Below are 11,748 nucleotides of genomic sequence, written 5' to 3' on the forward strand. Positions count from 1 at the left end.
CCAGCTATTCGGATAGAATTTCACTGGAATTTAAACGCTTAATGGTGTAACCATTCTTTTTAAAAGTTTCAATAATACTTTGAATATGTTCTTCTCCGTTAGTTTCAACAGTCACCTGTAATTCCACCTCGTGAAAGCGGTCCAGATTCTTAAACTGATTATGATCAAGCTTGATTACGTTCGCATCTGCATCGGCAAGCATTTCAGAAACGGCCACCAGCTGCCCCGGTTTATCCGGAAGGTTTACAGAGAATGTAAAGATACGGCCCCGCAGCACAAGTCCTTTATTGATCATGGATGAAATCGTCAGCACGTCGATATTGCCGCCGCTGACGATAGCGACCACCTTTTTACCGCGGCAGTCCAATTTTTTTAGGCCCGCCAAAGGTAAAATACCGGAGTTTTCAGCCACCAATTTATGTTTTTCAACGAGCAGCAAAAAGGCTTCCATCAATTCATAATCCGAGACGGTAACGATATCATCTACATATTTCTTGATGTATTCCAATGTGGTTTCACCGATCAATCGCACCGCCGTACCGTCCGCAATCGTCGCCACTTCGTCGAGAGGCACCGGATGATCCGCTTTCAAAGCAGCCAAAGCACTGGCGGCGCCTTCCGGCTCCACGCCGATGATCTTGATCCGAGGATTTTTCAGTTTCGCCGCCGCCGCAATGCCGGACACGATGCCGCCCCCTCCGACGGGCACTAACAAGATATCCGCATCGGGCAGTTCATCCAGAACCTCGAGAGCAATGGTTCCCTGTCCTTCGATTACATCTTCATCATCAAAGGGATGAACGAATACATAGCCGTGCTCCTTTTGTAGCTCCATCGCTTTCTGATACGCTTCATCATAAATTTCACCGGACAGTACAACCTCCGCACCATATTGCTTTGTCGCATTGACCTTGATAAGAGGTGTATGTTTCGGCATGACGATGGTCGCCTTGATGCCGAGGCGTTTAGCAGCCAGAGCCACCCCTTGTGCGTGATTGCCGGCGGATGCGGCAATGACACCGCGAGCCTTTTCCTCTTCCGTCAATTTAGCAATCTTGTTATAGGCTCCGCGGACCTTAAAGGAGCCCGTTATCTGCAAGTTTTCCGGCTTGATATATACATCATTGCCGCACTCGTCCGAAAACACATCGCTATGGAGCAATTTTGTTTTTACGGTAATCGTGTTTAACCGTTCCCGAGCTTCCATAAAATCATATAATTTACGCATGAATACACCTTCACCCATCAGGGACATTAAATCCAACTATACTATTCTTAATCTTCAAATACCTCAATAGCACCTTGTGCGGCGGAGGATACATGAAGCGCATATTTCTTAAGATATCCGGTCACATTCGATTTGAAAGGTTTCAACGCCGCTTTACGACGAGCGATTTCTTCGTCGGATACAGCAAGTTCCAATGTACCGTTCGGAATATCGATATTGATGATATCCCCGTCTTCAACGATGGCGATGGTACCGCCTGCAGCGGCTTCCGGAGATACGTGACCGATAGAAGCGCCGCGTGTAGCACCGGAGAAACGGCCGTCAGTCAACAACGCCACATCTTTATCGAGGCCCATACCGGCGATCATCGATGTAGGCGTCAACATTTCCCGCATGCCCGGACCGCCTTTAGGCCCTTCATAGCGGATGACAACGATATCACCCTTTACGATTTTACCGCCCGTAATCGCTTCAACCGCTTCTTCTTCGCTATTGAACACCTTGGCGGGGCCGGAGTGAACGAGCATATCCGCATCGACAGCGCCTGCTTTTACAACGGAGCCGTCTACCGCAAGATTTCCTTTAAGCACCGCGATACCGCCGGTTTCATGTACAGGATTATTCCACGGATGGATAACATCTTCATCAACGACATGAGCCGCCTTTGCGATTTCACCTTGCGTTTTTAGGGCTACGGTCTTGCAATCCTTATGAAGTCGACCGTTTTCCGCTAAGCGTTTCAGTACAGCGGATACGCCGCCGGCCGCATACAAATCCTCGATAAAGTAAACGCCGGACGGAGACAATTTAGATAATTGCGGTGTGATTTGAGCAATGCGGTCAAAGTCATCCAAGGTTAACTCTACACCCGCTTCGTGTGCGATAGCCGGCAAATGAAGCGCCGTATTGGACGAGCCGCCCAAAGCCATATCGAGGGCTACCGCATTTTCAAAAGCTTCACGAGTCATGATATCCTTCGGACGGAGATTTTCCTTGAGAACCTTTACCGCCTGCATGCCCGCCAGTTTCGCCAAACGTAAACGTTCGGAATATACGGCAGGAATGGTTCCGTTACCGGGAAGCCCCATGCCGAGGGCTTCCGTCAAACAGTTCATCGTGTTAGCTGTGTACATACCGGAGCAGGATCCGCACGTAGGACATGCGCTGTTTTCGATATCCTGCAGTTCCGCATCGTCCATTTCACCGGTTTGATGCTTACCGACCGCTTCAAATACATCGGATAAGCCGATTTTCTTGCCTTTATGTACGCCGGCCAACATAGCGCCGCCGGATACAAATACGGATGGAATATTGAGCCGTGCCGCAGCGATTAACATACCCGGTACGACCTTATCGCAGTTCGGAATGAATACCATCGCATCGAACGGCGTCGCCATCGCAGTGGCCTCGATAGAGTCCGCAATGATATTACGAGTCACCAAGGAGTATTTCATGCCGATATGGTTCATCGCAAGACCGTCACAAATACCGATTGTATTGAACTCAATCGGAACACCGCCAGCGTTTCGGATGCCGTCCTTTACGGCTTGCACAATATTTTTGAGTCCTACGTGACCTGGAATAATTTCGTTGAAAGAATTCGCAATACCGATAACGGGTCTGCCCATTTCCTCGTCAACAAAGCCCAATGCCTTCAATAACGATCTATGTGGTGCACGTGCCACGCCCGTTTTCAAATTGTCACTTCTACAACTCATGATGATCTCCTCGTTTCCTTTGAAAGTATCCACTTGGACGGCTTTCACAAAATAAAAAAGACGATTCCTATGAATCGCCTTAAAAGTTTACAAATGATATTTCTCTTGTTTACAGAATTCCCGGATACATAGATAAGCCTATGTACCCCTTGGAAAATATACATATAAGAAACAAACCATATAGCCAAATCTTATTGATTGTATATTAAACCATTCGCGGAACTTCTAAGACAAAAACGTGTTAAGTTGTTGTTCATAATTCGAATGTTTTTAATAATCACGACGAGCGCGATAATCAACAAGCTAATGACTAAACCTAACATGTTTCCTCCTGAAATAATCTGTAATATGAAATTATAATATCACGTTACATTGTGCTATGCAAGATAAACATTAGTCTAATACGGGAAAACATCATAAAAATTTATGAGGGTTGGGTATAGAAAAAATCTATCTCAAAATTAATCTTTTCCCCATTAAACCATGTAACGAAATAATCCCCCGCCGTAGCGAGGGATCATATACATTATAAAATACCGAAAAGCCACATGCCGAACGTGCCGCCCCAGAAGTGAATCAAAAAGCTCACAACAGATATGGCGAGGCCTACGCGCCACCACGTACCTTGCGGCACATAGCCGGAGCCGAAGAAAATCGGCGTGACACCGGAGCTATAATGGGTCAACGTACAGCCCGGACTGTTCATCAAACCGAACAGCAAGATGGTGAACGGAATCGGTGCCCCCATCGCGACCAGAATCGCCGCAAAGGCGGAGAATAGTGCCGTAATACGGGCCGTGCCGCTGGCAAAGAAGTACTGAGAATACACGAAGGTTGCGGAAATAATGAAGGATGCCCAGAACCAGTCAAAGCCGGCTAGATGCTGACTGACAAAGTCGGCAAAAACGGCCACTACGCCAAGTTTACCGAGAAGTCCGGCCATGCCTACAAGGGTACCCATCCAGATGAGGATATCCCAACCGGTGCGTTCACCTAAGATATCATCCCATGTAAGGGAGCCCGTTACAACGCAAGCCAATACCCCCATCATCGCGACAACTGTAGGATGAAGCTTAGTCCAAATCGCGGTGGCCCACAGCAAGATACAAAGCACAAAAATAATGGCTACGGAAATCTCGGCCTTCGTAACAGGACCGAGAGCCTCCAGTTCCTTTTGAGCCATCGCGGCCGCTTCAGGGGTTTCCTTGATTTCAGGCGGATAAATCTTGTAGATGAACCACGGCATCAGGATCATACAGATAACGCCCGGAATTACGCCGGCCTGAAACCATTCCCACCACGAAATATCGTAGCCGAACAGCTTCGCACCTAATGACGTAATCAACAAGTTGCCGCTGCAGGCGGTCAGAAATATCGTGACCGTAATGGTGTTAATCGTATGTGCCGTCGTCATCAGGTACGCACCGATGCGCCGAGACGTAGGGCCATGCGGTTCGGAGCCGAAGGCAAGAGAAATATTCTGTACAATCGGGAATATAATACCGCCACCCCGTGCCGTATTGGACGGTGTCGCCGGAGAAATAATCAAATCGGTACACGCCAGAGCATAGGCCAGTTTCAAAGAACTGGTGCCGAAGGCCCTGATCAAGGTGTACGCAATACGCCTACCAAGTCCTGAATTAATAATACCCCGCGAAAAGAATACGGCCGCTACGATGAGCCATACATTGGCCTCCGCATAACCGCCGAGAGCCTGCACCATCGTAATGGACTGTGTCGCCACCGCCGCTACGATGCCGAACAGAGCCATGATACCCGTCGGCCAGGGCCGTAAAATAAAGCCTACAATCGTAGCCGTAAAAATAGCTAATAAATGCCAGCCTTCCGGCTTAATCGCCTCCGTATGAGGCAAGAACCAAATAATGAGCCCCACCAAAAATGTCAAGGCCGCTCGTGTCCATGTATTCATAGGACCTCCCTCTAAATCTGCACACCCATTAACAGCACACGTTCAATTACAGTTACAGTTACAGTTACAGTTACAGTTACAATTAATTATAAGGCGGTCATCACACATAACCGCCATACCTTATCAGCAACTTTCTAAAAAGGCTTTGATTTTAGGATTTTGCTGCAGCTCATCCATCTGTTCCGGCGATAACAACTTCACCTTATCCCGATCTTTATTTACGAGACAGAGAAATCCGATATAGTCCCCCTTATTCGCGCGGAACTGATGAATCGTATTGCCCGGAATTTCAATAAAATCACCGGATTCAACATCATGAATATCCTCCCCCAGTAACAGCTGCCCCTTTCCCCTAAATATCATCACCATATGAGTATGTTCATGATACTCCAATGTGGAATAACCGCCGGGCAGACATTCAAAATAGCGAAATTGACAAGGAATATCGTAAGCACCGTCATAGAGGACCTGTCGCGTTACGTCCTTAAAAGGACTGTCGTCCTGCTTGTATACCAACGTATCGACGCCATCCCACTTGAAATTTTGCGCATCAAACTTGCGTATCATCCTATCACCTCATTACAAAAAAGGGCTGCATCGAAACAATGTTTCAATACAGCTCCATAAGTTCGATTATTTAAAGAGACGTTTCAATGTACCCATCAAACCATGACTATGCTTATGTACACCGTCCGCAACGGATGCCACTTCAAAGCCCGTCTTTTCGATGGCCGTCGTAATCGTCTCAACAGATACCTTAGCCGGATCAAAAGATACGGTCGCCGTTTTTTCCGGCAAATCCACCTCTGCACTCAATACGCCCGGTAATCCTAACGATGCACCTTCTACGGTTTCTTTACAATTACTGCACATCATGCCCGGTACGGTAAATACCTTTGTAACAACGCCATTATCTTCGCCGCAACCACAATCTTTACACATAGTGATACCTCCTAATCTTCAGTTTCCTTATGTTTATCATCGTTTTTGGCCCCTGCCGTCACATCGATGGTCGTCGCTTTTTTTACGGCTTCCTTCGTTTCGTCCACAGCTTTTTTAGGCCCCGATATGGCATCTTTAAACTCATTGATGCCCTTACCGATAGCTTTACCCACTTCAGGTAATTTTCCAGGTCCGAAGATAACTAGAGCAATCACTAATATAACTATTAATTCAGGTGTTCCTATAGACCCCATATGTATCTCCTTTGTTTCTACTTATACTACACTCTTTAGTGTACATCATCATAAGCGGCTTTGTCCACATACCAGGTCATATCTTCCTGTGAAAGTACCGCCCCCGGCAATACGCGACCGATGCGCTTGTCCCATGCCGTATCTTCATAGTCCTCACGCTGGTACAACACCTTTGTTAGGGCCGTCTTCTTGCTTTCACCGGTCACAGTAAACCATACCGCATCCGTTTTAGCGAGAAACGAGAATGTCATGGAAATACGTTCCCATACCTTGCCGTCCTCAACGGCCACCACATCGTGATCCGTTATACGCAATGCATGAGAGCCCGCAAATAACCCGGCCGTATGACCGTCTTCACCGAGGTCGAGAATCGCCAGATCAAGGCCGCCTTTCTTGCACGCCTTGAGAACCGTCTGAACCTCTTTCTCATATTCCCCGGCCGCCTCCACGACGGTCTTGGATTCCGTGTTAATCGGCAGAAAATGAGCCGCCCCACGAGCTTTACACAATAGATAAGGCTTTACGCGATTATAGTAATTATCCTCATGAGATTGCGGCAAAAAACGTTCATCCGTCCATACAAAGAATACCCGCTCCCAGTTCAAGCGATCGATATACTCCGGAGAATTGAGCATTTCCAATAATCCGTTTACCACCGTTCCCCCTGTAATACCTACGACACATGTCTCGGTACGGGCTATTTTCTCATTGGTGAAAGCGATAAAATCCTCCACCATAGCATTCACGACATCATCAGGACTGTCATAACACTTAATTGTATCTTGAGCCATCTAATATGGACCTCCTAAAACTATTTCAATAGTTCTATTATATACACTTTGTCAATACAAAGAAAGAAAAAACCAATGTAGCCCTTGAATTGAGGCTACATCGGTTCTATACATCCTATTAATTTTGTCCGAATTTAGGACGGCGACGCTCTGCAAAGGCGCGTACACCTTCCTTGAAATCATCTGAAAGCCCCAACGAACATTGGCGTTCCACTTCAAGTTTCTTATACTCTTCCCAGCCGGCGAAGAAACTGTTCCACATCAATTCTTTCATCACGCGATAAGAATTAACCGGCCCCTTAGCGAGTTTATCCACCAAGCGTTTCGTAACCGTCTGTAAATCTTCCGGTTCGCACACCTTATATACGAAGCCCAGCTCTTTGCCCTTTTCGGCTGACACGGCTTCACCGGTCATGACGATGTGCATAGCACGATTGATACCGATAGAACGGGTCAATAAATAAAGGCCGCCCGCATCCGGTGCCAGACCGACATTTACGAATGCCTGAATAAAACGGACATTGCTGGATGCGATGACGAAATCCGCGGCCAATGCCATGTTGAAAGCGGCGCCTGCAGCCGCCCCTTGAAGACTCATGACAACCGGTTTCGGCAACTGTTTCATCGCCATAGAAATCTCAGCTACCAGTTCAACGATTTCGAATAAGGATTCGGTATCACCGTTATCAACGGCGTGCTCCATCGCCTTCAAGTCACCGCCTGCGGAGAACACCTTACCCTCCGCATTGATGAGCAGAACGCGTACACTTTCATCATGGGATGCGAGATCCATGGCATGTAAAATTTCTTTACACATTTCCACATTGAAACCATTAGCCACATCGGGACGATTAAACGTCAATGTGCCGATGCCGTTGTCTACGACATACTGAATTGTATTATATAACATAAATCGGTCTCCTATATATAACAATTTATCTGCTCTGCTATCTATACAGCTACTAAACGTACTATGATTACAATCGTACTAATCTTGCCTGGATAGCAACTTACAGCAAATATCCTATCGAAAATATTCGATTATAATTCTATTATAGAAGAATTCCATATGGTTGTAAATACAAAAACTCCTGCAGACATCGTCTGCAGGAGTAATATCCATTGTCCAAATATTAACGTTTGGAGAATTGACTTGCTTTACGCGCTTTTTTAAGACCGTATTTTTTACGTTCTTTCATACGTGGGTCACGAGTCAAGAAGCCAGCTTTTTTCAAAGATTGACGAAGTTCGCCATCTACGTCCAATAACGCACGGGAAATACCGTGACGAATCGCACCGGCTTGACCGGAAGGACCGCCACCAGCTACAGTTGCGATAACATCGTATTGTTCAACTGTGTTAGTCAAGTTTAAAGGTTGTTTTACGATCAATTCCAAAGTTTGGCGACCGAAATAATCATTTAGTTCACGTTTGTTAACAGTGATTTTACCTGTGCCCGGTACCAGACGAACTCTAGCAACGGAAGATTTTCTACGACCAGTGCCGTAATATTGTGCTACTGCCATTATATGTTCCTCCCTCTAGATTATCGTACGGAAATTTCTAACACTTCTGGTTTTTGAGCTTCATGTGGATGCTCAGGACCAGCGTATACATTTAATTTACGGTATTGTTGTGCACCCAATTTATTTTTTGGAAGCATACCACGAACTGCCATCTCAACAACACGTTCAGGTTGTTTTTCAAGCATCATGCTCAATTTAGTGAAACGAGCACCACCAGGATAACCGGAATGACGGAAGTATTCCTTCTGCTCCAATTTTTTACCGGTTACGCGAATTTTTTCAGCGTTTACAACGATCACATGATCACCAGTGTCTACGTGTGGTGTGAAAGTTGGTTTATTTTTGCCCCGAAGAACTTTTGCAACTTCGGCAGCAAGGCGTCCTAAAGTTTTACCTTCAGCGTCAACAACATACCATTTCCGTTCGATTGTGTTCGGATTGGCCATAAATGTAGTTTTCATGCTGCATATCCTCCTAATAACGTCATAATTCTACCAAAATCAGCTAGTCCTTTGCTTCCGGGGCTAATGGAAACACGACATAAGCCTACCCGAATAGTATACAGATTTTATAGGGCGGTGTCAATTAAAATTTAGCAGTTACGTGCTGTCATCAAATTAATTTTTTAATATAGAGTTACATTGCTGTATTACGTCATTCAAACACTTTCAAGCAATTTATATTCATTGGCATTCATAAAACTTAAATCACAATATAGTTCCTCATCAGGTTTAGCTAATTTAATTTTTTCTACAACTTGAACAGAATATTCACAGCTTCTTTTACTCCATTCATCCTCATTAGAATTATCCAGTATAGACTCAGGCACAGACCAAAAGCCTTCTATATATTGAGTTAAATCACCCTCATAATCTACATATGTATTTCCGGTAAAAATTATACAATTATTTTCCTTAATGAGCTCAATAAATTCTAACAATTTATCATAGCTAATCAAGATACGTTCATATTCAATATCCGCAATTTGTATTAGACCCTCAACTATAGATGAATTTAGGCCTTTTAATGATTTAATTTCTTCCGATAGCATTTTATCGTCTCTAGCTTTCTCTCTGCCTATTTACTAAACCCTTTTATAAACAATACACACAACACAACATACAAAAACCCGCAGTGCATAGCACTGCGGGAAATAGCGCCAAATTATTTGGAGTACAATTCGACGATAAGTGTTTCATTAACTTCGATAGGAAGTTCTTCACGTTGAGGAAGACGAGTGAACGTAGCTTTGAAGCCGTCCAAGTCTTTTTCAATGTAAGGAAGTTCAAACGAACGAAGTTCTTGGAAGTTAGTTTTGAACATTTCGTTGTCACGAGATGCTTCGCGTAATTCGATTACATCGCCTGGTTTGCAGGAGAAGGAAGGAATGTCTACGCGACGACCGTTTACCAAGATGTGGCCATGGTTTACCATTTGACGAGCTTGACGAATGGAGTTACCGAAACCGATGCGATAAACAAGGTTATCAAGGCGTTGTTCCAAAAGGATCAACATGTTTTGACCTGTAACACCCTGCATTTTTTTCGCTTTATCATAATAGCGTACGAACTGGCGTTCTAGCAAGTTGTAGTAAGCTTTAACTTTCTGTTTTTCTAATAATTGTGTGCCATACTCAGACATTTTCTTCTGACGTTGGTCTTTTTTGACGCGATTCAAGGCTTTTGCGTGACCGAATACGTTCACACCAAAGCGACGACAAAGTTTGAATCGAGCCTCTCTTCTCGTTGCCATGTGATTATCACCTCATAGTTTAAATAAAAAAATCCGTACCTACACATAAAGGTACTTATAAATAATATCACTTCCCCCTAACCATGTCAATCAGTGATACCTGTGAAAGTTACTGAAACAAATGCATAACGACCTTTTGAAAGTATAACTTTTACGATAAGCCCGTCTACTATATCGATTCCGCATGATTCATCGCGTTTTGTAGATTTAGATGAAAAAATGCTTGTAATATGCTACAATACGATTAAGTAAGGTAATAGTTAGCATGGGAGTTTTATGATTAAATTGGGGGATCCATATGAAAGAATTACCTACAATGCAAGAGCTGCAAAGTTTTATTACCTATAATAAAACGGGTAGCTTTACATTAGCCGCACAATCTATGAATATTACTCAGTCTGCTTTCAGCGCTCAAATGAAAAAATTGGAGCGCTTAGTAGGCGTGAAATTAATATCCCGCTCGACGCGAGGCAGCCGTTTGACACCGGAAGGCGAATTGTTCCTGCCTGAAGCGGAACAAGTACTGGATACATTGGAACGGGCGATTCAATCCATCCGGTTGGCGAGCAAGGTGGAACGACCTATTCTGAACATCGGCGTGCTACGCAGCTTGGGCGACATTCGCCTGAACGGCTATGTATCACATTTTTTCCGCAATCATCCGGAATTTTCCGTCAGCATCTATGACATGGAAGAAGAAGAACTGATGCTCGACTTGCGCGAAAACCGCATCGACATCGCCCTTCTCTATTTGCCGAACAATAAGGATATGTCCTTGTACGAATCAACGGCGCTTCGTGAAGATGAATTCGTCTATTATGCACCGAATCTGATTGAAGGCATGAAAACTGCCAGCCTCAAATCGATTCAGCAGCAACCGTTGCTCATGTATCCGCCTAAATACTTTATGTATCGTACATTAAAGAACTATGTCGGCAACGGGCAGCAAAATATCCATATCCGCGGCAGCCGGTTATCCAATCCGTACACGATGATCGACTACTGTCAGAAGAATAACTCCGGTTGTATCGTGGCTCGCCAAATTCTGGATTCCTTAAACATTTCCGACGGCTATGTACCGTTGGAAAAACCGTTTAAACTGCAAGTATGCTTTGCATTTAAGAAAAATAACTCCAAAACGGAAACCATGAATACATTCATGGATTATGTACAACGTGAATCCCCTGCACAAATATGATTATGTTCTTATCAATTCTATTCTTTATACTCGCAGGCCTCGCCGAAATCGGCGGCGGTTATCTCATATGGCTTTACATGCGCGATGACAAAGGTCCTTTATATCTTCTGTCCGGTGCGCTCATACTCATCCTATACGGCATCATTCCCACCTTCCAGCCGGAGACGAGTTTCGGCAAAGTCTACGCCGCATACGGCGGTGTATTCATCGCCCTCTCCATCCTATGGGGATGGCTCATAGACGGATTACGCCCCGATATGTACGATATTCTGGGCGGACTCATCTGTCTCGTCGGCGTTTATATCATCATGTATGTGCCAAGGTAAGATGGTATGTATAGTCAGAAAACAATATGTATACGTCAACATAACACGATAAAAGCGGTTGTCCGAAGACAACCGCTTATTTT

Annotated in this window: 14 protein-coding genes; 2 read left to right on the forward strand and 12 right to left on the reverse strand. The window is 44.9% G+C overall.

Annotated elements, in window-relative coordinates; all coding sequences use genetic code 11:
- Window positions 1-4: 4 nt before the first annotated feature.
- From ilvA to rpsD, 12 genes are all read right to left on the reverse strand, one after another.
- A complete protein-coding gene (gene ilvA / locus HMPREF1521_RS07810) occupies window positions 5-1,228 on the reverse strand; it encodes a threonine ammonia-lyase (protein WP_038117885.1) in 1,224 nt (407 codons plus the stop codon).
- Window positions 1,229-1,275: 47 nt separating this feature from the next.
- The gene (gene ilvD / locus HMPREF1521_RS07815; RefSeq protein WP_038117864.1) at window positions 1,276-2,946 is read right to left on the reverse strand and encodes a dihydroxy-acid dehydratase; all 1,671 of its coding nucleotides are present in this window, start codon (window positions 2,944-2,946) and stop codon (window positions 1,276-1,278) included.
- A gap of 526 nt (window positions 2,947-3,472) precedes the next feature.
- A complete protein-coding gene (locus HMPREF1521_RS07820) occupies window positions 3,473-4,876 on the reverse strand; it encodes a DASS family sodium-coupled anion symporter (RefSeq protein WP_038117865.1) in 1,404 nt (467 codons plus the stop codon).
- Window positions 4,877-4,999: 123 nt separating this feature from the next.
- The gene (locus tag HMPREF1521_RS07825; RefSeq protein ID WP_038117866.1) at window positions 5,000-5,443 is read right to left on the reverse strand and encodes a cupin domain-containing protein; all 444 of its coding nucleotides are present in this window, start codon (window positions 5,441-5,443) and stop codon (window positions 5,000-5,002) included.
- A gap of 66 nt (window positions 5,444-5,509) precedes the next feature.
- Complete coding sequence (locus HMPREF1521_RS07830) at window positions 5,510-5,818, reverse strand: heavy-metal-associated domain-containing protein (protein ID WP_038117867.1); 309 nt, start codon at window positions 5,816-5,818, stop codon at window positions 5,510-5,512.
- Window positions 5,819-5,829: 11 nt separating this feature from the next.
- Window positions 5,830-6,072 carry a twin-arginine translocase TatA/TatE family subunit gene (locus tag HMPREF1521_RS07835; RefSeq protein WP_038117869.1) on the reverse strand — a complete coding sequence of 81 codons (243 nt, stop codon included), beginning with the start codon at window positions 6,070-6,072 and terminating at the stop codon, window positions 5,830-5,832.
- Between the two features lie 35 nt (window positions 6,073-6,107).
- Window positions 6,108-6,863, reverse strand: coding sequence for a 6-phosphogluconolactonase (pgl, locus tag HMPREF1521_RS07840; protein ID WP_038117870.1), 756 nt, complete (start codon window positions 6,861-6,863; stop codon window positions 6,108-6,110).
- Between the two features lie 118 nt (window positions 6,864-6,981).
- A complete protein-coding gene (locus HMPREF1521_RS07845) occupies window positions 6,982-7,773 on the reverse strand; it encodes an enoyl-CoA hydratase (RefSeq protein ID WP_038117872.1) in 792 nt (263 codons plus the stop codon).
- Between the two features lie 223 nt (window positions 7,774-7,996).
- Entirely contained in the window at window positions 7,997-8,389 is a 393-nt protein-coding gene (gene rpsI, locus HMPREF1521_RS07850) for a 30S ribosomal protein S9 (RefSeq protein ID WP_004695188.1), read from the reverse strand.
- 20 nt (window positions 8,390-8,409) lie between these two features.
- The gene (gene rplM, locus HMPREF1521_RS07855) at window positions 8,410-8,850 is read right to left on the reverse strand and encodes a 50S ribosomal protein L13 (RefSeq protein ID WP_038117874.1); all 441 of its coding nucleotides are present in this window, start codon (window positions 8,848-8,850) and stop codon (window positions 8,410-8,412) included.
- 197 nt (window positions 8,851-9,047) lie between these two features.
- Window positions 9,048-9,440: a hypothetical protein gene (locus HMPREF1521_RS07860; protein WP_038117876.1), complete on the reverse strand. Its 393-nt coding sequence runs from the start codon at window positions 9,438-9,440 to the stop codon at window positions 9,048-9,050.
- A gap of 113 nt (window positions 9,441-9,553) precedes the next feature.
- Complete coding sequence (gene rpsD / locus HMPREF1521_RS07865; protein WP_008602541.1) at window positions 9,554-10,141, reverse strand: 30S ribosomal protein S4; 588 nt, start codon at window positions 10,139-10,141, stop codon at window positions 9,554-9,556.
- Between the two features lie 298 nt (window positions 10,142-10,439).
- Between rpsD and HMPREF1521_RS07870 the strand changes: the two genes are divergently transcribed.
- Window positions 10,440-11,339, forward strand: coding sequence for a LysR family transcriptional regulator (locus HMPREF1521_RS07870; protein WP_038117881.1), 900 nt, complete (start codon window positions 10,440-10,442; stop codon window positions 11,337-11,339).
- 2 nt (window positions 11,340-11,341) lie between these two features.
- The gene (locus tag HMPREF1521_RS07875) at window positions 11,342-11,665 is read left to right on the forward strand and encodes a YnfA family protein (RefSeq protein ID WP_038117888.1); all 324 of its coding nucleotides are present in this window, start codon (window positions 11,342-11,344) and stop codon (window positions 11,663-11,665) included.
- Window positions 11,666-11,748 lie beyond the last annotated feature (83 nt).

Source organism: Veillonella sp. AS16 (assembly GCF_000517785.1).
In the GTDB taxonomy this organism is placed as follows: domain Bacteria; phylum Bacillota; class Negativicutes; order Veillonellales; family Veillonellaceae; genus Veillonella; species Veillonella denticariosi.